This window comes from Nitrospira sp. MA-1 (assembly GCA_032139905.1).
Classification (GTDB): Bacteria; Nitrospirota; Nitrospiria; order Nitrospirales; family UBA8639; genus Nitrospira_E.
Window position 1 is genome coordinate 507,709 of the sequence record JAQJDB010000005.1, and the last position, 21,924, is coordinate 529,632.

Here is a 21,924-nt window from a genome sequence, read left to right on the forward strand (position 1 = left end):
TCGGCGGGTCGGCTTTAGAACCAGGTCTATTTAGGCGGGAGGGGTCTACACGTCCAGATTGTCAGCCAACCCGGCGTTGGCCATGAGAAATTCGTATCGGGCCTCTGTGCGTTTGCCCATCAAATCTTGAAAGGTCCGGTCGGTGTGCAGTTCATCTAACAGTTCGACTTTGAGTAAACGACGCGTGTCGGGGTGTAAGGTAGTGACTTTAAGCTGTTGAGGAAACATTTCTCCTAACCCTTTAAAGCGGCTGATGGTCGGATTGGCATTGCTTCGCGCCCCGCCTACGATGCGTTCCTTTTCTTCGTCGGTGCCGGCCCAGTGGACTTCTTTCCCGATTTCAATTCGGTAAAGAGGTGGTTGAGCAATGTAGACATGGCCTTGCCGGATGAGATCAGGCATGTGCCGGAAGAAAAACGTCAGTAACAGTGTGCTGATGTGATAGCCGTCAATATCGGCATCCATCAACAGGATGATTTTATGGTACCGGAGTTTTTTGAGATCAAAGTCTTTGCCGACCCCACAGCCCAGGACTTTTACGACATCGGCCAGCTCTTTATTTTCCACCACTTTGGCCAGCGTGAGTTCTTCCGTATTCAGCACCTTTCCCCGAATGGGAAGAATGGCTTGATTTTTTAAGTCACGACCTTGTTTGGCTGTCCCGCCTGCGGAGTCGCCCTCGACGATAAACAGTTCGCTGATGGTTGGATCCGTGCTCTGGCAGTCGGCCAGTTTTCCCGGAAGATTGAGACGATGGCTGATGGCCGACTTTCGCATCACGGCTTTGGAGGCTTCACGTGAAGCCTCACGGGCTCTGGCCGCCAGCAACATACGACCCACGAGGGTTTCGGCAATGCTTTGATTTTCGTTGAGATAGGTTTCAAAGGCCGGTCGAATCAGACTATCCACTTGTGCCTGCACTTCCGGATTATTGAGCCGTTCCTTCGTTTGACCCTGAAACTGCGGGTGGAGGACAAGCACGCTCAAGACGGCCGCCATGCCCTCGCGAATGTCTTCGGCTTGGAGGGACAGGCCTTTGGGCGTAAGATTATGGGTGTCGATATAGTTGCGTGCAGCCTTCACGATGCCGCCACGTAATCCCATTTCATGCGTGCCACCATTGGGGGTTGCCACGCCATTGACGTAACTTTTGACAAATTCGGCGGGTTCATCGGTCCATTGCAAGGCCACTTCCATACTCAGACTCTGCGATGTTCCTTGAGGGCCTGGCGAGCCATTTTTTAATTGGCGTTCCAGGTAAAAGACGAAATCGACTGTCGTTTTTCGACCGCGATCCGCCACTAATTTTCGCAAGTATTCCTGGATTCCCTGTTCGTGATGGAACAGATGAGTTTCTCCGGTGGTGCCATCTTTAAACGTGAGCTTAAGCCCTTTGTGCAGATAGGCCTTGGCATCCAGCGTTTCCTGCAACACGGCAGGGTCGAATTGAATCGTTTTGCCAAAGATTTTTGGATCGGGACGAAAATAGACCGAGGTCCCGGTTCCTCGGGCATTACCCAAGGCTTTGACGGGACCTTGGGGCACACCTGCTTGATACGTCTGTTCCCATTCCTTGCCCTCACGTTTGACCTGAACTTCCAAGTGACGGGACAGGGCATTCACGACCGAAGCGCCGACCCCATGCAAGCCCCCGGAATGGATGTAACTTCCCGTATCAAACTTACCTCCGGCATGTAAGGTCGTCATAATAATTTCCAATGCCGACTTTTTGTGTTTGGGATGTTTATCCACCGGAATGCCACGACCGTTGTCGGTGATGCGGAGACCTTCACGGGATTTATCCAATTCCACGATGATGTGAGTGGCGTAGCCATTGATGACTTCATCGATGGCGTTATCCAGAATTTCCCAGACTAAATGGTGCAGCCCCGTCTTATCGGTGCCTCCGATATACATCGCAGGGCGGCGTCGGACGGGTTCAATACCCTCCAGCACCAAGATGTCACTGGCATCATATGTTTTACCCATGAACGAATCCTCGTGAGTGAATGAGAATGAAAAAGGTCAACAGGGTCTTTGTAAAATTCACCTGGAAGCTAAGGGGCACCTTCTGATTGGAAGATCGGAACGGTTAATTCAGCTGGAACCATGCCGGTCAGGCGACCCCGCCTAAACAAGGGATGCCCTTTTCCTCCACGCCCAACCACCTGGTACTTGCGAAGAGAGACGGAAAGGGTTCCCCCGTCTTCTTTTATAAGCACCAGTTCCTCTTCTTTTGAGGACAATAAGCTAAATCCTACCACGGTATCGTCCCCGTCTAATTTCAAAACGATGACTCCACGTCCGGGTCCGGCCAGTTGCGCGACCTCCTCGGCCTGACAGAGCAAGGCTCGTCCTTGAGCCGAGACGACGGCCACGACGGTTTTTTTCAGAGGAGCGGTCACCTGGCTGACCCCGACGACTTCTTCCCCTTCCTTGAGTTTACAAAATTTTCGGCCAAGACGGGTCGAAGGCTCCTGGAAGGTGTCTAGTTCAAATCTGACCCCCATCCCGCTTGAGGTCATGGCGATGGCCTCTCCGTGAAGGCCGGTTGGGTTGCTGTCGAAGAGTGACAGTGCGCGACCTTTTGACGGTGTCAGGGAGGACGGTCCCGCTGCCCGCATTCGGGGATCGAAGCTCAGCCCCTCAATAATACGTTCGCCATCTTTGAATTTGAAAAGCTTTTGGGCCGGATCTCCAAAACCACTGCGAGCCGGTGGGATATCGCCGATGCGGATAGAGTAGGCGCTGCCATAATTGGAAAAGAAGACCACCGATTCAAGGGTGCTTCCCCCTAAGATCGTCATCACTCGATCGCCTTCCCGAACCCGAGCTTTGGAGAGATCTTTAATGAGGCCGACCCGCCGGATCCATCCATCTGTGGAAATGGTGATCACGGCATCTTCTTTGACCCGGAAGGCGTCCGGATCGAATTCAATTTCCTCTGTTTGCTTCCGGCCTATTTTTGTTCGACGTTTGTCACCAAATGCCGTGGCGACTTCCTCCAGTTCTTTTTTCACCACATCCCATAATTTGTTATTAGAAGCCAACAGTGCTTTGAGGTCCTTGGCCTGGCGCAGCTTGTCGGCCAGCTCATCCAGCATCTTCTTGATTTCGGTCCGGGATAATTTATAAATGGGCGTCTCCAGAATTGCGTCGGTTTGAATTGGTTCCAATCCGAATCGTTGTTGGAGTTTTTCCGCAGAATCGGCTTTGCCCTCACTTTGCCGGATGATCTTGAGCACCTGATCCAGGGCGTCAAAGATGAGTTTAAATCCATTCAGGATATGGATTCGTTTTTCCAGGACTTGCAAATCGTAGCTGAATCTTCGTTTGACGGTAACAAAGCGAAAGTCGATGAACTGTTCCAGCATCTGCTTGAGATTCAGGCAGTCAGGACGGGCCACGGTCGATCCGGGTACGGGAACCAGGCACGTTAAATTGACGGAAAAATTATTCTGCAGTGGCGTATGTTTAAAGAGATAGGCCATCGCCAGATGGGGATCGGCATCTTTTTGTGTCTCAAGGGCAATTTGAACTTCGGTCGTGGATTCATCCCGGACATCCACAAGTTGCGGAACCTTTTTGGTGATAATTAATTCGCCGATCCGTTCTACAATCGTGGACTTATCGACGGCAAAGGGAATGGAGGTAATCAGAATGGCCGATTTCCCGTGATCCAAAGCTTTGACCTCATATTCTCCACGAAGCCGGATCGACCCCTGTCCGGTTTCATACATTTCCCGGATTTCTGTTTTGTTGTTCAGGATTTCCCCACCAGTCGGGAAGTCCGGGCCTTTGAGGTATTTCATGAGATCGGCAATAGAGGCGTCCCGGTTCGCAATCAAGGCAATTGCGGCCTGGATCACCTCTCCTAGATTATGGGGAGGGATATTGGTGGCCATGCCCACGGCAATCCCTGTGGATCCATTCACCAACAGATTGGGAAAGCGGGCGGGGAGGACCAGCGGCTCTTCCGCCTTGCCATCGTAATTGGGTTGGAAGTCGACGGTGTTTTTATTCAGTTCGTTCAGGAGTTCGAGTGCGAGGGGTGTCAGACGGGCTTCGGTATAGCGATAGGCGGCAGGACGGTCTCCGTCCTGGCTGCCAAAATTTCCATGGCCATCGACCAGGGTGTTGCGCAATGACCAGGGCTGGGCCATTCGCGCCATCGCGTCATAGACCGCCGCGTCCCCATGTGGATGCCATTCACCGATGACCGACCCCACAACTTTGGCGCTCTTGATGGGTGGCCGGTCAGGCACCAGGCGATGGTTGTGAAACATGGAAAATAAAATGCGTCGCTGCACCGGTTTCAATCCATCCCGGATATCCGGAAGGGCCCGAGAGGTAATGACCGAGAGGGCATAATTGAGATAGCGTTGTCGCGTGGTTTCATCCAACGGAACCGGAATGATCACCGATGGGGTCTTATTGGAAGAATCTGTGCCTGAACGGGTTCGTTTGGCCATACGTTCGTATCCTTTGATAACTCAGAGGGTCTTGAAAATCATGCGGGAATCAGGATTTCGGAGGGTGAAGCCGTCTTATCACATTATTGGACTGGTGGGGGTTCGGGGCCAAGGTGTTTTGTCGGCGGCTCCGGTTCTTCGTCAGTTGGTTTAACAAGAGAAGGCAATCCTAACTGGTCCTTGATACGAGTTTTCACCCAAAACGGATCCCACCATTCCGTGGGATTCACCTGTTCGCCATGCAAAATCAAACTAAAATGCAGGTGGTCTCCGGCGGCGAGGCCAGTGGTGCCTGATTTGCCAATGGGTTGGCCCAGAGTGACAGCCTCACCGGTTTTGACTTCGATTGAGGACAGATGTGCATACAAAGAAAGCAACCCGTATCCATGATCTAAAATAATTGTGTTCCCATAAATTCCCAGGTATCCGGCAAACACCACAATTCCGTGGTTAGCAGCTTCGACGGGATAATGCTGGGTAACGGCAAGGTCAAACCCTAAATGATCCTGGGTATCGACGACCTGCCCGTTATACATGTATTTGCGATGATCGGCGAAGGAGGCTTCAACTTTGGACCCCGACAGTTGGCGAAACGCCCCCTTCCAGAGGAATTCCTTGCGGCTAACCTTGGCCAGATTGGTAATGGTATCGTTATTCATCTTGCGTAACTTGTCGTTGACAAGAAGGAAATCCTTCAGCGAATCACCCAGGCTTTGTAACTCGGGGGTTTGAGCCAGGATGGAGGGGACGGTTTTTCGAATGAAGGATTCGGAAATATTGATGGAGCGGGTACGCCAGGCTTGAGGTTTGACCTTGAAATTCACATCCATGATGGCGGAGTTGCCAAATCCGTCGTCTGCAATCACTTGAATCGGTGTCGAGGACGGTAAATTATAGGGAAAGGCAATAAAGGCAAACATACCGGCCTTGTCAGGTGCAGGATATCCTGGGAAGAAGGCCTTTCCAATTTTTACCCCGTGAATAGACACTTCTGGGATTACTCGATACCTTACGATTCCTGCTCCACCTTGCACGATGGTCGTGGGGGCCGATAGGAGTTCCAATCGGGGCGGCGTGAATTGTGGGGTAAATTCCTTTTCCAGCCGTTGTCCGTTACCTTCAAACCAGTTTCGCCAGGAATAATCCCGTGCGGTCACAATGAGTTGAGCCTGCCCTTGTCGTCGCGGCAGATCCCCGTCGGCATAGGGAATGACGTCCAGCGTGAATTCATGGTCATGTCCGCCCGTCGCCGAAAGCCATCCTGCAGAAGGAAAGGACTGGTCGGCGAGAACGAAGGTTTCCAAATTGTGAATGATGCGAACGGAGATGTCGCGAAGGCCGGTTTCAGGATCATGAATACGGAGAACCAGGGGTGTGGTTGGACCGACCTGCTCGAATGGTTGCTCGAGGGAGATTTCAGGAGCAGTGGAATCTCCCCATCGTGCGTTCCCAATTAATCCCAGGTAAATGGCGATAAGAGCCAGGACAATGATAATCAGAAAGGCTTTTTTGGACACGATTGGGGTAACTCTTTTTCCAGAGGATTATGCGAGCAGGACAAAAAAATGTTCCTCTTCTTATACCATACCCAGCCTTCAGAGCAAGTGTGTGGCGCGTTTGAAATGACGGTGAAGCGGGCGACTGTGAATTACGACCTTAGAAATGGCTGCTCTGTACTCTTGACATGGACAGGATGATCGCCTAGCCTGTTCCGGGCTTCAGTCAGGCCCTAAGTCTCATATCCCTCCTCTCGGGCAATGTATTCCGTCAAGATGGAGATGTGGGAATTCCCGCTCCTTGAATAATTGATCAGGAGTTTGGTTTCGAGGAAGAAGCCGGTGGGTTCTTGGTTCCAAACACATTCCCGAACATTTTCTCGATATTTCTTTATTTTGACAAATGGTGTTCCGATATATGCCGGTAGTGCCGAACCGGCTTCAGCCTGATCGGCATTATTTGAATCAACCGTCTTTCCACATGGGGGGCTCATGCCAGGGTTGAGTGACATTCTAGGGTGGTTTTCGAGCGATTTAGCCATCGATTTAGGAACGGCCACGACACTGGTCTATGTTCGTGGAAAAGGGATCGTCCTGAGTGAACCCTCGGTGGTGGCTATTGAAAAACAATCGAATACGGTGTTGGCCGTGGGCGTCGAAGCCAAACGCATGGTGGGGAGGACGCCGGGAAATATTGTGGCGATCCGGCCAATCAAAGAAGGCGTTATCGCCGATTTCGCCATGACCGAGCGCATGTTGCATTATTTTATTACCAAAGCGCATAACCGGCGGGCGTTCGTCCGGCCTCGCTGTATTATTGGTGTCCCATCCCGTATTACCGAAGTTGAGCAACGTGCTGTTCGTGAATCGGCCACTCAAGCGGGCGCTCGGGAAGTCTATCTCATTGAAGAACCGGTTGCGGCAGCCATCGGTGCCGGGTTACCGATCACGGAGCCCTCAGGGAACATGGTGATCGACATTGGAGGAGGTACGACCGATATTGCCGTCATTTCCCTTGGGGGCATTGTCTGCAGCGAGTCGGTAAAGGTGGCGGGTGATTCCATGGATGACGCCATCATGAGCTATATCAAGCGTCGGTATAATTTGCTGATCGGTGATCACATGGCGGAGAAAGTGAAAATCGAGGTCGGATCGGCCTATCCGTTAGAACAAGCCAAAACGATGATGGTCAAAGGGAGGGATATGATTTCAGGTATTCCCAGGACGGTGGTGGTGAATGACTCTGAAATCCGGGAAGCGTTGGAAGATCCCATACATGCCATCGTGAATGCCTTACGAAACGCGCTGGAGAATACGCCGCCGGAGTTAGCCGGAGATATTATCGATAAGGGTGTGGTGATTACAGGCGGGGGTTCGTTATTGCCGGGCATCGCCACGCGGTTTCAGGAGGAAACCAATCTGCCCATCATTACGGTGGAGGATCCTTTGACCTCCGTGGTGTATGGCGTGGGAAAAGCCCTTGATGAAGTCGATTTATTTCAAAAGATTCAAAAGTTTTAATGGTGGTCTAGGGCAATCCGGCAGTGGCGTTGGGTACAATCTGAAAAATCTTACCTTGATGACCGACCACATAGATTTCTCCCTCGCGATCTTCTCCAAAGGACGCAATTTGTAAATCCGTATCCAGCAGTTGTGTGGTCTGCCCGTCGCGGTAGCCCCAGATTTCACCGGTACAATAATCCCCGAACACATAGACTCCTTCTAGCCATGGCACGTGTTTCCCACGATAGACATAGCCCCCGGTCACCGAACATCGTCCCTGTTCGTGCCGATATTCTGTAACCGGACGGACCACACCCTCGGCCAATTCGCAGTTTTTGCTGGGCTTGAAGCAGTGACTCCCTTCAAAGAGTCGCCATCCATAGTTTTTCCCTTTTGCAATTACATCTATTTCTTCCCAAAGATTCTGTCCCACATCCCCGGCCCATAATTCCCCGGTCTGGCGGTCAAAGGAAAAACGCCAGGGGTTTCGAAGGCCAAGGGCAAAAATTTCAGGTTGGCCTTGTTGTCCGACAAATGGATTGTCTGCAGGGATGCGGTAGGGAGGGGGTCCATTCACATCAATCCGAAGGATTTTTCCTAGCAATGACTGTCGGTCTTGCGCTCGATTCTCGGGATCCCCACCTGCTCCGCCGTCTCCCATCCCAATGTACAACAATGCGTCCGGGCCAAAAGCGATCATGCCACCGTTATGGTTGCCGTAGGGTTGTGGAATGACGAGTCTGATGGTTTCCTGAGGGTTTGCTTGATTGGGGGCTGGTGAAACTTGATGCTCAGCAATCACCGTAGCGCCGTCCTGTGCCCTTGTGTAGTTGACAAAAAACCGGCCATTCGTTGAGTACTGAGGATGGAATGCCAGTCCCAGGAGCCCTCGTTCCCCTCCTGTGGACAGTTTTTCTGTTATATCCAAGAAAAGAGACGGAATCCGTTGGCCTGGAGTCAGGATAACAATGCGGCCATGTTGTTCTACCACGAATAAGCGTTTGGTCTGATCCGGACTGCCTGTAAGAAAAACAGGCTTGGAAAATTCATGCTCCACCACGGGTTGCAATCCAATGGGTCCATTGGCAGGAGCAGGTTTTCCAGAAAGGCTCCAACTCAACGTGGACCAAAGGCCTACCGCTATCCCTATGATGATTCCCATCGTCAGGGGGCCTCGTCGCCTTTGAGTCGGTCGATGGAGACGAAATGGGTGTTTTCTGGAAATGATGGAGGGGAATGGGGATTGCCCGGGAAATCGACGCCTTGTTATAACTTGAGAAGCCATAAGTTAATGTAAAGGAGAGTGAGATGATCCTAAAGTATGAGTCCGATATTTTAGATGACGAAAATGCCAGAGGGAATTTCTATCATGTCTGTCAGGGAAAGGTCCAGGACACGCCGGTAGGCATTCCTCCTGATGATCAGCCCTATGAATGCCCCGCGTGTGGCATTGATCTGGAACAGGAAGATTTTATGTTGGCGCAACAACGGGGCTGGTCCTAATTGTTAGGAGAGGCCACCCCCATCTTATTGTAGGGAGGACCAGATGGAGTTACCACGTAGCCACGAGAGAAAAACGGTATCGGTCATGCGCGGCCGCATGATGCTGTGTTCGGCTTGTTTCGACAGCATTCATGAAGAAAACTTAGTGGATGAAAAAAACTATGTGGCAGACCATGAGGCTTTTTTTGATCTTATTTGTCCGGGCTGCGAAGATTTGAACCGTCCCCTCATCGACGATATGCTGGGCAGTTCGGAATAGCCCCAATCTTCATTTGATTGGACATGCTGAATGGGGTCCTCCACTCCAGGCCACCGCATCTTCTTTCCGGTATTCTGCATCTCCCAGACTAGCCAATCCTGCCAATGAAATTTATGAGTCGGCGTTTGCTTAGAAGGCTGGGAATTGTCTACCCAAGCTTCTTGTGCCACCGCCGCGAAATGACGGAGCTGGCCCATCTCCTCCGATTGTTCAATCGGTTCGTCTTTTCAGAACCTTCCTGGTCGTCAACGTCATGTTCTTGTTCGTTTCCTAAACTCCTGTACAGATGAGACCGATAAGAAGAAGAGGGTCCAAAGTCGTCGTGAAGATTCCCGAGAAGGAGGTGTCCTATGGGAGGCTTCAGATCTGGTCCACTTATCTTTATGGTCTTTGGGGTTGCCCCCATTTTCCTGTTTGCCTCCCCCACTCCCGCGTTGCCGTGTGAATCTCTACTCAATCCTCTGGCGTTTCAGGTTACGACCTTCACCCAAAACACCCTGCTTCCCAATGGCATGATGGCCATTCGGTATCCGGCAACTGAGCAGGAAGTTTCTCCGCATGTCAGTGTGCATCGAATATTGATGGTGATTCCGGGATTACAGGAATCACTTCCGGAAGCCTCTGATATACACTATCGAATTGTTGAGGGAGATGGCACGATCGGCTGGATAACCTATATCGTTTCCGCCCATGCATTGTTCTATGGCGTGGGTGAGGATTCCTTAGGCTTTCCGGAAAAGATGTGGATTGATCCCGAAGAGGATGGGCTGAACGGCAACGAACACATCAATGGCAGGTAAACTGATTCAGGGAAATGAGGCGTCATACGCCTCCAGGGTAGATTGCCAGCCCGTTTAATTCATCGAGCAGGCGCCGGGTCCCCGGGGATCTCCACAGGATCCGCAACTGCCCGGATCAACAATATTCATTCCACTACCTGTCCCGCCTACGGCAAATCCTGTCAGTTGTTTTTCTAACGTGTTGGCCTGACACTTTGGACATTCCGGAATTGTCGAGCTATGGACAAGCATTTCAAAATGATGCGAACATCCTTGACACTTATAGGCAAATATCGGCATGGGTTCTGGACCTCCTTTTCAATGAAGTGGTAGATCTATTATAGGCGACCACATGAGATAAGGACAATGGAGGATCGCGAAGGGAGCGGGTTTACGGTCATGATGGAGAAGGAGAAAAAGATGTATCAAGAAGAGGAATCATTTAATCTGCGGTTTTCCCTGGAAGCCAATTTCCCGGATGAATATGAGGGCGAGGAAGATGAAAGGGCGTGGCTTGCCCATTGGGAAGAAAAAGTGAAGCCTGATATCGTGAAAAGTATATTTCGCACATTGGAACAGTACCCTGACTGGGTGGCACGTTTTCGCAATCGAGGGATGGCAGCCACGGACGAGATTGAAATTGTCTTAGAAAAAACCTATACCGATTCTACATTGAATTAACCGTATTATGATCTTTTGGCCATTCGTGAAACGGTATGGAATCTTAGTTATTGCCTGGGTTTGTTTGGCTGGAGGTCCTGCCTATGCCCAGAATCTTATCTATTCCCCCACACCGGGCAATCCGGTTGGACGCGCTCCGCAAGCCATCACAGCGGGAGATTTCAATGGAGACGGATTGTGGGATATGGCGACGGTTAACAGCACTTCCGACGACGTCTCAGTGCTCTTAGGCAACGGCAATGGCACCTTTCAATCTGCGGTATCCTTTGGAGTCGGGAAAATTCCCCTGGCGGTGGTGGCCGCCGATATGGATGGCGACAGCCGTCTCGACTTGGTCCTGGCGTTAACCGGCTCTGATCAGGTCGTTGTGCTGAAAGGTGAGGGCACAGGAATGTTTCAGAAGTTGGCCAGCCAGGGGGCAGGCAAGGGGACGACCTTTTTAGCGGTCCGGGATCTTAACGGGGATGGGTGGAGTGATGTGGTGGCAGTGAATAGCGGACGATTTGGTTACTACCCGCCTTTTGATCTTGCGGTGCTCTTAAATGATGGCAAGGGAGGCATGTTGGCCCCCGTGACTTATGAACAGAACGGGCGTGACGGAATGTTTCCTACCGGTGTGCTGGTCGAGGATCTGACAGGCGATGGAAAACCGGATCTTGCGGTAACATGGAGTCAGCCGAGTTGGCGTTCTCCCAACGGGCTTGTCTCCATACTGAAGAATGCCGGGAATGGGACATTTGCCCCTGAGAAGGAACTCAAGTCTGGTTTTACCTTAAGCGCGGTTCAGGGGGCCGACATCAACCATGATGGATTGGTTGACCTTGCCGTGACCAGCCTCTTTTCGGACAGCGTTCGTATTCTGCTTCAGCAGGATGGAGGAACGTTTACCGAATTGGATCCCATTAAAGTGGGCTTTGCCCCGGTGGGCGTGACGTTTCGGGATTTTAATGGGGATCAAGAAATAGACATGGTTGTGGTCAATCGTGATTCCAATAGTCTGTCGATTTTGTTGGGGGATGGAGCCGGCCTTTTTACCTCAGCGGGACACTTTGGTGTTGGAGCCGCGCCGTCAGCCATGGTTGTGGAGGATTTTGATCAAGACCAATTTCCCGATTTGGCCACGGCCAGCACCAATGCCGATGGCGTTTCGGTACTGCTTAGCGGAGATGCGGCTATCCCCCTCCCAAGCCTGAGCACCGATGTCCTGGTCTATGAGATGGAGTCGGGCCAGGAGACGGATCCCTCCTCCTCTACTCATGTGGTGCGGGTCTCCAACATTGGATTGGGACTTCTCAAAATTGTGGATGTGAAGATCACCGGCAATGAAGCGGATGCCTTTTCTGTTGTGGAGAACACTTGCGCGGATGTCACGTTGCATACGGGCGATTCGTGCATGCTCAATGTCGGATTCGCTCTACATGAGCCGGGAACGCACTATGCCATGCTTATGGTTCACGATAATGCCAGCGGTAGTCCGCGTCGTGTGGTGTTAAAAGCTCTGGTGAAAAGTTAAGAAGGTGCTCTCCTGAGCATGAATGTGAAACTGAACCAGCTCTTTTGACCCTCCCTTCATCCCGTTATTTGAATTCTGCGCTTCAAACCTTTCCCAAAATCCGGTATGCTCTTCTTCCGTTTCCTGAAGCAGAGTGACTTTCATGTCGACTTCCGGTCAATCCAGTCAAAATGTGTGGGTGGGTATCGATATTGGGGGGACCTTTACCGACTTTGTGGTCTGTTCCTCCTCGGATCAATCTCTTCCTCTTCAGCGATTTAAAATTCTTTCGACCCCGGCCGATCCTGCGGAAGCGGTCCTGCAAGGGTTAGCCCGTCTTTCTCACCATCCTGGTCGTCATATTGTGCATGGTTCCACCGTGGCCACTAATGCCATCCTGGAACGGAAAGGGGCTCGGACGGCTCTCATCACGACTAAAGGTTTTCGCGATGTGCTGCTTATTGGACGGCAAAATCGTCCTGATTTGTATGACCTGTTCCCTGTCATTCCTCCGCCCTTAGTCCCTCGTGAATGGTCCTTCGAAATCTTGGAGCGGGTGGATTGTGAAGGGAACATCCTGACGCCTCTTCAGGAACAAGATCTTGTCTCAATTCTTGAAATGTTCCGGCGTGAGGCGATTCAGTCTGTGGGCGTGTCGTTTCTGTTTTCCTTTGTGAATCCTGCTCATGAGCAATGGGTGACGGCGCGCTTGCGTGACGAAGGATTCTTTGTGACGGGTTCCTCTGAAATCCTGCCGGAATTTCGGGAATATGAACGAACCAGTACGACGCTGGTGAATGCCTATGTGTCTCCCGTGCTCGATGCCTATTTGGGCCGTTTAGAACGGGAGATAAAACCGACCGAGTTTCATATTGTGCAATCGAACGGGGGACGTATTTCCGTCGCCCAAGCGCGAGGGCATGGTGTCCGCTCCATTCTGTCCGGTCCGGCCGGGGGTGTGGTGGGTGCGCGATACCTGGCAGGGTTGGCGGGCTTCACCAGGATTCTGACCTATGATATGGGCGGGACGTCCACAGACGTGGCGTTGGTCAATGAGACGATTCACGTCACGACAGAAGCCAAAGTTGGGGGGAATCCCATTCGTGTGCCTGTCATCGATATCCATACAGTCGGTGCCGGAGGTGGCTCCCTGGCTACCGTCGATGCGGGCGGTAATCTTCGTGTGGGACCTCAAAGTGCCGGAGCGCAACCGGGTCCGGTGTGTTATGGGCGGGGCGGGACGATTCCGACGGTCACCGATGCCCATGTGGTCCTGGGTCGATTGCCGACTGACGGGTTTTTAGGTGGCCGGATGGGATTGAATGTCGAAGCGGCGCAACAGGCGTTCGATGAACTGAGCCGGCAGATGGTTCTGACACCTCGTTCCGGTTTGGATATCCGGCAGACCTTGGCCTTGGGCATGATCCAAATTGCCAATGTGCATATGGAGCGCGCGTTGCGTGTCATCTCGGTGGAGCGGGGAGAAGATCCGAGGGAAACCGTCTTGGTGGCATTTGGTGGTGCAGGCGGATTACATGCGTGTGATCTGGCCAGGGCGTTGGGTATCCCGCACGTGATGGTGTCACCCATGGCCGCCACGCTCTCGGCTCTGGGCATGTTGGCTGCGGATGTGCAATTGGATTACGTCCAGACGGTGATGTTGCCGGGAAGCACGCCGATGGAGATTCTTGAACAGTCGACGCAACCGTTGGTTGATCAGGGGCAAGAAGACTTACATCGGGAAGGCGTGGATCCTGACCAATGGGTTCTCTCTCGAATCGTCGATGTTCGATATGTCGGTCAATCCTTCGACTTAGCGGTGCCGCTGACTTCCAAATTTCACGAGGAATTTCATCGGATCCATCACGCACGCTATGGCTATAGCCAGACAGAGACGCCTATCGAAATTGTAAATGTACGAGTCCGGGCAGTCGGCCATGTGACGCCGCCGACCATTCCCACCAGGCCGCTGGGGTCAGCCGATCCGACTGCAGCCAAGTGGGAAGATCGTCCGGTAGTTTTGCCTCAAGGGATGCAACCGGTCCCGCATTATTGGGGAACCCGCTTGTGTCCGGGACATGAAATCAATGGACCGGCTATTCTGGTTCTGGATGATACGACGATCTATATCGGACCCACGGATCATGCCGCGATTGATACCTATTCGAATATTCTTATAAAGGTTGGAGCCACCGATGGATGATCCCATTCGCACAGAAATGATGAAGCACCGGTTGGTGTCTGTGGCTGAAGAAATGGGCGCTCGCCTGCAAAGGGCTGCCTTCTCGCCCAACATTAAAGAACGCTGTGATTTTTCCTGCGCGGTGTTTGATGCATCCGGAAACTTGGTCGCGCAAGCAGCGCATATTCCCGTTCATCTTGGCGCCATGCCGCTGTCGGTGCAAGCCTGCCTTGAGTCCTTGACGTTGGCGCCTGGTGATGTGGCCATGGTCAACGATCCCTATCGCGGGGGCACGCATCTTCCCGATCTTACAGTGGTCTCGCCAATTTTTATGACAAACACCTCTCCTCCTACTCTCTTAGGGTTGGTCGCTAATCGCGCGCACCATGCCGATATTGGCGGGATGTCGGCAGGGTCGATGCCGTTGTCGCAAGAAATATATCAAGAAGGACTGATTATTCCTCCAGTGAAACTCATGGTGGGCGGTAAAAAAAATGATGACGTCTGGCGGCTGTTCTTAGCGAATGTCCGGACTCCAGAGGAACGCATGGGTGATCTCCAGGCTCAATTGGCGGCGAATCAGATTGGAAGTGAACGGATGCGAGCGATGGCTGAACGGTTTGGCATGCAACCGCTGCTCGCGGAAATGGATGCCTTGCTTCGTTATAGCGAACGCATGACCCGCCAGTTAATCAGCATGTTGCCCAATGGCTGCTACCGTTTTGAAGATGCCCTGGATAACGATGGATTCACCGAGGAACCTGCTGTCATTCGTGTCGCCATTATGATCGAAGATGAAGAAGTCACGGTCGATTTTTCGGGAACCGATGCGCAGCGGCCTGGTAGCATTAACGCCGTCTATCCGGTCACGTTGTCCGCAGTGGCCTATGTGTTCCGATGTGTATTGGGGTTGGATATCCCTGCCAATAGCGGATGCCTTCGACCGATTCACATTATTGCGCCGGAAGGCACGCTGGTAAATGCCCGTCGTCCTGCCGCGGTGGCGGCCGGAAATGTCGAAACCTCCCAGCGAATCGTGGATATCCTGCTGGGAGCCCTGGCGCAAGCCTGCCCTGATCGCATTCCGGCAGCCAGCCAGGGAACCATGAACAACCTCACCATCGGTGGATGGGATCAACGACACAACCGGCCCTTTGCCTATTACGAAACCATCGGAGGCGGAATGGGTGCAGGTCCTCAATTCGATGGGGCGAGCGGACGCCATTCACACATGACTAATACGCTGAATACCCCGGTGGAAGCCGTTGAATATGCCTATCCATTTCGAATTTCCCGCTATGCTTTGCGCGAAGGTTCAGGAGGAAGCGGTCAGTATCAAGGTGGAGATGGAATCGTGCGGACATACGAATTTCTTCAACCTGCCGAGGTGACGTTGTTGTCCGACCGACGGATTACCAAGCCCTATGGATTGGAGGGGGGGGCACCAGGTGAATCCGGGTGCAACAACCTGAGACAAAACGGCGTTGAAAAAGACGTGAGTGGAAAATGTTCATTCCCCGTTGAAGCAGGCGATGAACTCACCATCGATACTCCGGGCGGCGGCGGTTTCGGAAAATCCTGAAGCCGTCCCACCGGGATGTTTCTACAGCTAATCCATACAGAAATTATGGTTCTGGTTTTATACCTTCACGATGCATGTGGGGAATCCTTATGAAGGGATGGCCAGTCAAAACATGTTCGGAGGTGAATACGTCACAATAGTGCACCCAACTTACGCGTCAAATGGATTTTAGGTGTTGCCGGGTTTCGCCCCGGCAGGCGAGGCCCTTTTGTTTCGGCAAAAGGCCCCAAAACCAGTTACGCCCCGTCTGGCCTTAATTGAGGGGACGGACGCAAGCCTGCAGAGGGCGGACCAACTCGCGCTGCTCAAACAAGGTCCACCACCTGATAAGAGCGTCCTCCCTTGGGCCAGACGGCAGGCGTCGGACCATGGGAGAGATACCTTGCAAGGATTCACATGAAAAAACCTGGACCCCTATATTCTGTAGTCCGGTATTTATCTGAAAATTTGTTGGCACTGCCAGCCATGCAAGGTAGTGAAATGCCCCTCTGTTAGCTATCGGGTTGACGAAATTCAGGGAATAACTAGAATATCGGTTGCCGTAGAGAATGTTACATGAACAAGCGGTGCAATAAACCTAATTCAAAAAATCTACAAACCGACTGAAATTCAGGCCATAATTCCAGGTGTAAAGAAACATAAGACCATGTCGGGTATCTTCATCAGTTATCGACGAGAGGATAGTATTGCCTATGCCAGTTGGTTATTTGACCTGTTAGCGGACCGCTTCGGCGAAAAACAAATCTTTATGGACATCGATACGATGAAGGTTGGACTGGATTTTATGGAGCAAATCGAAAAGGCTGTCCAATCGTGTGATGTCCTGATTGCCGTCATCGGGAAGACATGGGTGAAGATACAAGATGAAGAAGGCCTCCGGCGATTAGACAATCCTGAGGATTTCGTTCGGGTCGAAATTCAGGCCGCGCTTGAGCGGAATATCCCGGTCATTCCGCTCCTTGTGGGTGGAGCGGGCATGCCAAAGGCTACGGATTTACCCGATCCGATCGCCAAATTGGCTCGACGGCATGCAATGAATATGAGCGATGAGCGCTTTCGCGCCGATGCCACTCGACTGATTGAACAGATCAGCGAATATGTGACTGGGGCTGAGTCTGAACCTCCGCCAGAACCGGAATCGAAAGTACCCGAGGGGATGGTCCTGATTCCCAAGGGGCCGTTTTTGTATGGTTAAGAGCGAGTTCGTGAAGATATTCCCTATGATTACTATATGGATATCTATCCGGTGACGAATGATCAATACAAGGCGTTCATGCTGGCCAATGGCTATGGCTCCAAAAAATTTTGGTCGGAAGAGGGGTGGGCCTGGAAGCAGGAAAATCAGGTGAATAGCCCGAAGCATTGGACTGAATCCAAATGGAACAAAGCCGACCATCCCGTTGTGGGTGTCAGTTACTATGAGGCGGAAGCCTTTGCCTCCTGGGCGGGCAAGCGATTGCCCACAGAACAAGAGTGGGAGAAAGCCGCGCGCGGGAATGCTGGTCGGGAGTATCCCTGGGGCAATGAATTCGATACGACTAAATGCAATTCCTATGAATCAGGTATTAATGCGACCACCCCGGTTACGAAATATTTGCAGGGCGTGAGTCCATTTGGCTGTTTTGACATGGCCGGAAATGTGGGGGAATGGTGTGGAAGCTGGTATAAGCAATTCCCTCCACAGCGTGTGATCCGGGGCGGTGCCTGGAACGATACTCCGGTGTACTTGCGTGCATCGTTCCGGTACGGGAGCCCCGTCATCTTCCGGGGCAGTTATTTCGGCGTTCGTCTTGCCCTGGCCACTCCCTAACTCTTTGTTCTTTGTAATTTTATCCTTTTCTCTTGCTTGTTGTTCTGCCCTTTCTTTCCTCTATCCCAATCAATCAGTAGGAGCGGCGGTACCGTCGCCATCGAAACTCCCGTCGGGGGAGACAATAAATCTTCAAACGTTATAGGGCGGTCAACTAGGTGCCGGCCATCTTTTAGAAAAATTCGGTGTCTTCTCCTGGTGAATTGGCCGCACCACTACAATGTGCTGCTTAAAGACTTGCTATAGACCATATCTTCATTTGAAATAACTTTCTTCCTTCCGGTTCTTTAAACTTCCAAAAACGGATTTCTTAACCCACCCTATTTACATTTCTTTTCCTTCCGATGCTTGTAATCCCAGGGCAACTTTACCGTTCCTAGGAGCTCCTCCTAGATCGTCAATGGTCATGCGTGAAACGAACGATAGAATTCTTTATTGATGAGACCCGGCCTACTGGGGTTAAAGGGTTAAAGGGTCAGAGGTGCTTTTGAATGAAAAGGAAAAAATCGTGGGTAGGCCAATGCTTATGGAAAGGTTTTTCGATAATAAGCATATCCAAATGGATACGAATTCTTGGCCAGGCATCTTGGCAAGTGAGTGAGGTGGCGCAGTTCAAGAGAAACAATGAGGTTGATTTGTTGTGACTTTTTGTAGGGTGTGTTTGAAGGTTGATCTTCTGGCGTGATGCTTGCTTGATAACAATGTTCAAGAATGGTGTCAGAGTACGAATGGTTCTATCCCTCATTCTTCATTCTTCATGAACCTATTTGGTAACGGTTTCGACAGATCACATAGAGAACAGCCACTGATGATAGTAACGGAAAGTAGGGAGTGATGGAACTTGATGTGTGGAACAACTGGATGTCTATGGCGTTGTTGACGCCAGCTCTCTGGGCAGTGTCCTGCATTATTGATGTGTGTTTTGTGGGAGAGCGTATATTCCGTTTTCCTTCAGATGGTCCCATTATCTCTGGCCTCTTCTGCGTCCTTCCCTTCTTCGTGCTCGCTACCGAGGTTGGGGGTTGGGAGCCTGTGACATTGCGGACAAGCTGGCCGGCACTGTTGGCCGGTGTCTGCTACTTCCTCCATCTCTATTTTGTATTCAGAGCTCTTTTCACTATGAACGATGCCTCCTGTTCAGAAACCTTCAATACGCTCAGTGTTTTATTTGTCCCTGTGATGGCTTTTGTCCTGTTAGGTGAGCGCCTGGACCCGATCTATTATTTTGCAATCGTACTGGCGTTGGGTGGAATTTTTGTGCTGATCCGGTATCACCTCTCAGGGGTGCATCGGCATGCCGTCGTTCTGTTGACCGTTGCGGTGCTGTGTATATCGCTGACGATGGTGCTGCAGGCCTGGGTCTTCGAACAAATGGGCTATTGGAATGGGGTCGTGCTCTTTTCTCTCGGTACATTCCTTACTGCGTTGATTGTCGGCGGAGTACAACGCAGGCGGCGTCAACGCATTCTCGGGTTGTGCTGGCGTTTCGGGGGGATCTTTCTTGTGGCTGAACTCCTTCAATTGGCAGCTGTTTTGGCATCGCAACGGGCCACGGCTATTGGGCCTTCGGTTTCGATAGTCGCAGTGGTTGAATGTAGTCTCCCGCTATTTGTGATGGTGTTCAGTGCTGGGCTGCTGCTTTCTCGATATCGGAAATCCTTGAGCCCAGCTATCTGCGACACATTGCGACTCCAGATGACGTCAAGCCCTGTCAAATTGACATCGGTCACACTCATACTGATCGCCATTTTGATCGTGCAAATAACGGTTATTTAAGAGCCGGAATTTTTAAAAAGGAGTGAAATGTCATGGACACCTGTACGTTTGGGAAACATTTGACAATTGATGGATATGGTGGAGAGGTTGCGTTTTTAAATGACCGTTATCTGATGGAACATTGTCTTCTCGATCTGCCCCAATTACTCGGCATGCACCCATTGATCGCGCCAGTGGTTCGGTGGGCGGACGCGAATGATCACAACGATCCTGGTGGATGAAGCGGATTTGTGCTGATTGCCGAAAGCCACATCAGTATTCATACCTTTCACCACCGTCATTTTCTGATCGACAACAAAAGGAATCAGAAATGAATTTTCACATGCCCCATCCAATTCGACGACAAATTCATCTTTTTCCAGTGTTTTTGAAGTTCCAACGACTCCTCTGTCTTCTATTTCTGAGCAGTGTATGTATTGCTTTGGGAGGTACCATGGCTGGGGCAGTAACCTTGGATGTGTGCCCGTCTGCCTGCACCTACTCGGCGATTCAAGCGGCCGTGGATGTTGCCGCAAGCGGAGATGTCATCGATATCGGGCCAGGTACCTATGTGGAAGTTGTTCAAGTGAATATACCCAATCTCAGCTTCGTCGGGGCTGGTAGTGCGAGCACTATTGTTGAAGGTCCGCTCAGTGCGTTTGTATTCAATGCCAGCGCAGGAGATGCAAGCCTTAACGGGGTGACCCTTCATAGCCAGGTCACAGGGAGTTGTATTCAAAACTATGCAGACTTGGTCGTCCGAGATAGTATTCTGGAGAATTGTTCGAATGATCTGAACGGTGGGGGCATTTACACCAGTGGTGATTTGGTCCTTGAGCGGGTTACCGTGCTTGCCAGCCATCTACATTATTCTCAAATTAACTCGATTGAAGGGCGTGGTGGAGGTCTATTTGTCGATGGGAACCCGATCAGGGGTGGGCCGACGGTGCGGATTTATGACAGTGCATTTGGAGCCAACGAAGCCTTGTATGGTGGGGGAATCTATATCGGGAGCGGAGCAAAAGTCTATATCGACGGCACCATCTTTTCGGATAATAGCGCTCATGACAGTACGGGACTTCTTCCATACACCGGACGGGGAGGCGCGATTCGCACGTTTGGTGAACTTCATGTGACCAATAGTACATTTTTTTATAATTGGGCAGATCTATTTGGTGGGGCCATTGCCGTCAATTGGGGCTCAGCCCCGGTTTACATCGCGACTTCCGTACTTTTTGAAAACTTCACCAATGGGGAGACGTTCACTGCCGGAGGGCTCCCATCTGGAGGAGGGCTCTACGTGGAATCAGGCGGAGAAGTGAATGTGTTTGGCACCGAATTCTATGGAAATCGATCCGGTTATGGTGGAGGAATCGGAGTTTACAACCTGTTGCAGCAGGGAACGGTCAACCTCGTGCAAGGCAGTCTGGCCTATAACACAGCCGATGGAGATGGGGGCGGACTGTGGGTCTATGGAGGCAATGTGACCGTCAACACCTCCACGGTCTCCTTGAACCTTGCTAAGGGTAACGGGGGAGGCGCCTACGGCGCCTACGGATCGGGGATTATCGATTTTAAGAGTTCAACGATCGTCGATAATCTTGCATACGGAACTGGCGGGGGGCTGAATGCCAATAGTATGAGTTTACGAAACTCTATTCTTGCACGAAACAATGCCTCAATTGCAAATGCAACCGGGTCAACCGATGATTGTAATCAATCATTCGATTCTCGTGATCATAATCTAGTTGGAACAGTCGACGGATGCGGGGTCCTCAACCTTCTTCCGAATGATCTGAGTGGGACTGATACCGCACTTTTGGATCCCCAACTCGGTCCACTGACCGATAGTGACGGCGGGATTGAAGCCGGGACATACACTCACGTTCATATCCCGTTAACCGGGAGTCCGCTTGTGGATTCGGGCCTTCGGTGTGCGAATTTGGATCAAAATGGGAATCGTCGACCGGTGGATGGTGGAACCGGCACCAGACAATGCGACCGTGGAGCGGAGGAACTAAATGCCGGCTGTGGTTCGCCTGTGCCGACGACCGCTCTTGAACCCCTTGACAGTGGAAGTAATGTGGCACTCCAACCCTTGTTTGTCTGGGAACCTAAGGCTGGTGCGAACACATACAATGTCAAACTCGCGACTCAACCTCCTCCATTTGGGACAAGCATTGTTGCCGAGGTTTCCGGTATCACCGCGACTCATTGGAAGCCAGAGGTGACGTTGCTTTCTAACCAAGTTTATTACTGGCAGGTCCGGGCCTTCAGCCTTTGCGGTGGTACAAAAAAGAGTGAAGTTTTCAGTTTTACGACTTCCTAGTTGCACCAAATGTTTGTGGAATTTTAGTTCCTTGTCCGTAGGTTTGTCAGAATATAGTGAGAAAAGTCCTGCTGTTTGCCC

18 protein-coding genes are annotated in these 21,924 nt (G+C 51.5%); 13 read left to right on the forward strand and 5 right to left on the reverse strand.

Annotated features, from left to right (window positions below; genetic code table 11):
• Positions 1–45: 45 nt before the first annotated feature.
• The 3 genes from PJI16_06720 to PJI16_06730 all read right to left on the reverse strand — a co-directional run bounded on the left by PJI16_06720 (position 46) and on the right by PJI16_06730 (position 5,989).
• Complete coding sequence (locus PJI16_06720) at positions 46–1,989, reverse strand: DNA topoisomerase IV subunit B (protein ID MDT3777247.1); 1,944 nt, start codon at positions 1,987–1,989, stop codon at positions 46–48.
• Positions 1,990–2,057: 68 nt separating this feature from the next.
• On the reverse strand, positions 2,058–4,472 hold the full coding sequence (locus PJI16_06725; GenBank protein ID MDT3777248.1) for a DNA topoisomerase 4 subunit A: 2,415 nt from the start codon (positions 4,470–4,472) through the stop codon (positions 2,058–2,060).
• 83 nt (positions 4,473–4,555) lie between these two features.
• Positions 4,556–5,989, reverse strand: a complete 1,434-nt coding sequence (locus PJI16_06730; GenBank protein ID MDT3777249.1) for a M23 family metallopeptidase — start codon at positions 5,987–5,989, stop codon at positions 4,556–4,558.
• 471 nt (positions 5,990–6,460) lie between these two features.
• On the opposite strand from PJI16_06730, the gene PJI16_06735 reads away from it, so the two are divergent.
• A complete protein-coding gene (locus tag PJI16_06735; GenBank protein ID MDT3777250.1) occupies positions 6,461–7,489 on the forward strand; it encodes a rod shape-determining protein in 1,029 nt (342 codons plus the stop codon).
• A gap of 7 nt (positions 7,490–7,496) precedes the next feature.
• Here PJI16_06735 and PJI16_06740 read toward each other — a convergent pair whose 3' ends face one another.
• Entirely contained in the window at positions 7,497–8,633 is a 1,137-nt protein-coding gene (locus tag PJI16_06740; GenBank protein MDT3777251.1) for a PQQ-dependent sugar dehydrogenase, read from the reverse strand.
• Positions 8,634–8,779: 146 nt separating this feature from the next.
• Here PJI16_06740 and PJI16_06745 point away from each other — a divergent pair, with 146 nt between their 5' ends.
• The 3 genes from PJI16_06745 to PJI16_06755 all read left to right on the forward strand — a co-directional run bounded on the left by PJI16_06745 (position 8,780) and on the right by PJI16_06755 (position 10,033).
• Positions 8,780–8,974 carry a hypothetical protein gene (locus tag PJI16_06745; GenBank protein MDT3777252.1) on the forward strand — a complete coding sequence of 65 codons (195 nt, stop codon included), beginning with the start codon at positions 8,780–8,782 and terminating at the stop codon, positions 8,972–8,974.
• Positions 8,975–9,017: 43 nt separating this feature from the next.
• Positions 9,018–9,233: a hypothetical protein gene (locus PJI16_06750; GenBank protein ID MDT3777253.1), complete on the forward strand. Its 216-nt coding sequence runs from the start codon at positions 9,018–9,020 to the stop codon at positions 9,231–9,233.
• Positions 9,234–9,583: 350 nt separating this feature from the next.
• On the forward strand, positions 9,584–10,033 hold the full coding sequence (locus PJI16_06755) for a hypothetical protein (protein ID MDT3777254.1): 450 nt from the start codon (positions 9,584–9,586) through the stop codon (positions 10,031–10,033).
• A 54-nt stretch (positions 10,034–10,087) separates the two neighbouring features.
• Here the strand turns inward: PJI16_06755 and PJI16_06760 are convergent, their stop codons facing one another.
• Positions 10,088–10,312, reverse strand: coding sequence for a zinc ribbon domain-containing protein (locus tag PJI16_06760; protein MDT3777255.1), 225 nt, complete (start codon positions 10,310–10,312; stop codon positions 10,088–10,090).
• A 66-nt stretch (positions 10,313–10,378) separates the two neighbouring features.
• Between PJI16_06760 and PJI16_06765 the strand changes: the two genes are divergently transcribed.
• The 9 genes from PJI16_06765 to PJI16_06805 all read left to right on the forward strand — a co-directional run bounded on the left by PJI16_06765 (position 10,379) and on the right by PJI16_06805 (position 21,843).
• Complete coding sequence (locus PJI16_06765; protein ID MDT3777256.1) at positions 10,379–10,693, forward strand: hypothetical protein; 315 nt, start codon at positions 10,379–10,381, stop codon at positions 10,691–10,693.
• Between the two features lie 7 nt (positions 10,694–10,700).
• Positions 10,701–12,206: an FG-GAP-like repeat-containing protein gene (locus PJI16_06770; protein MDT3777257.1), complete on the forward strand. Its 1,506-nt coding sequence runs from the start codon at positions 10,701–10,703 to the stop codon at positions 12,204–12,206.
• Positions 12,207–12,348: 142 nt separating this feature from the next.
• Entirely contained in the window at positions 12,349–14,388 is a 2,040-nt protein-coding gene (locus PJI16_06775) for a hydantoinase/oxoprolinase family protein (protein ID MDT3777258.1), read from the forward strand.
• Positions 14,381–15,949 (forward strand): hydantoinase B/oxoprolinase family protein, encoded by a 1,569-nt coding sequence (locus PJI16_06780; protein ID MDT3777259.1) that lies wholly within the window; start codon positions 14,381–14,383, stop codon positions 15,947–15,949. Before PJI16_06775 ends, PJI16_06780 begins: the two co-directional genes overlap by 8 nt.
• Positions 15,950–16,595: 646 nt before the next feature.
• Positions 16,596–17,144 (forward strand): toll/interleukin-1 receptor domain-containing protein, encoded by a 549-nt coding sequence (locus PJI16_06785; GenBank protein MDT3777260.1) that lies wholly within the window; start codon positions 16,596–16,598, stop codon positions 17,142–17,144.
• Positions 17,145–17,180: 36 nt separating this feature from the next.
• Entirely contained in the window at positions 17,181–17,759 is a 579-nt protein-coding gene (locus PJI16_06790; GenBank protein MDT3777261.1) for an SUMF1/EgtB/PvdO family nonheme iron enzyme, read from the forward strand.
• 831 nt (positions 17,760–18,590) lie between these two features.
• A complete protein-coding gene (locus PJI16_06795; protein ID MDT3777262.1) occupies positions 18,591–19,535 on the forward strand; it encodes a hypothetical protein in 945 nt (314 codons plus the stop codon).
• A 32-nt stretch (positions 19,536–19,567) separates the two neighbouring features.
• Positions 19,568–19,756 carry a hypothetical protein gene (locus PJI16_06800; GenBank protein MDT3777263.1) on the forward strand — a complete coding sequence of 63 codons (189 nt, stop codon included), beginning with the start codon at positions 19,568–19,570 and terminating at the stop codon, positions 19,754–19,756.
• 212 nt (positions 19,757–19,968) lie between these two features.
• Positions 19,969–21,843 (forward strand): hypothetical protein, encoded by a 1,875-nt coding sequence (locus PJI16_06805; protein ID MDT3777264.1) that lies wholly within the window; start codon positions 19,969–19,971, stop codon positions 21,841–21,843.
• Positions 21,844–21,924 lie beyond the last annotated feature (81 nt).

Coding starts and splice junctions, on each gene's coding strand:
- PJI16_06770 (MDT3777257.1), top strand. CDS start 10,701: ATGATCTTTTGGCCATTCGTGAAACGGTATGGAATCTTAGTTATTGCC.
- PJI16_06760 (MDT3777255.1), bottom strand. CDS start 10,312: ATGCCGATATTTGCCTATAAGTGTCAAGGATGTTCGCATCATTTTGAA.
- PJI16_06780 (MDT3777259.1), top strand. CDS start 14,381: ATGGATGATCCCATTCGCACAGAAATGATGAAGCACCGGTTGGTGTCT.
- PJI16_06750 (MDT3777253.1), top strand. CDS start 9,018: ATGGAGTTACCACGTAGCCACGAGAGAAAAACGGTATCGGTCATGCGC.
- PJI16_06725 (MDT3777248.1), bottom strand. CDS start 4,472: ATGGCCAAACGAACCCGTTCAGGCACAGATTCTTCCAATAAGACCCCA.
- PJI16_06775 (MDT3777258.1), top strand. CDS start 12,349: ATGTCGACTTCCGGTCAATCCAGTCAAAATGTGTGGGTGGGTATCGAT.
- PJI16_06765 (MDT3777256.1), top strand. CDS start 10,379: ATGGAGGATCGCGAAGGGAGCGGGTTTACGGTCATGATGGAGAAGGAG.
- PJI16_06745 (MDT3777252.1), top strand. CDS start 8,780: ATGATCCTAAAGTATGAGTCCGATATTTTAGATGACGAAAATGCCAGA.
- PJI16_06735 (MDT3777250.1), top strand. CDS start 6,461: ATGCCAGGGTTGAGTGACATTCTAGGGTGGTTTTCGAGCGATTTAGCC.
- PJI16_06800 (MDT3777263.1), top strand. CDS start 19,568: ATGGACACCTGTACGTTTGGGAAACATTTGACAATTGATGGATATGGT.
- PJI16_06785 (MDT3777260.1), top strand. CDS start 16,596: ATGTCGGGTATCTTCATCAGTTATCGACGAGAGGATAGTATTGCCTAT.
- PJI16_06805 (MDT3777264.1), top strand. CDS start 19,969: ATGGCTGGGGCAGTAACCTTGGATGTGTGCCCGTCTGCCTGCACCTAC.
- PJI16_06755 (MDT3777254.1), top strand. CDS start 9,584: ATGGGAGGCTTCAGATCTGGTCCACTTATCTTTATGGTCTTTGGGGTT.
- PJI16_06720 (MDT3777247.1), bottom strand. CDS start 1,989: ATGGGTAAAACATATGATGCCAGTGACATCTTGGTGCTGGAGGGTATT.
- PJI16_06740 (MDT3777251.1), bottom strand. CDS start 8,633: ATGGGAATCATCATAGGGATAGCGGTAGGCCTTTGGTCCACGTTGAGT.
- PJI16_06790 (MDT3777261.1), top strand. CDS start 17,181: ATGGATATCTATCCGGTGACGAATGATCAATACAAGGCGTTCATGCTG.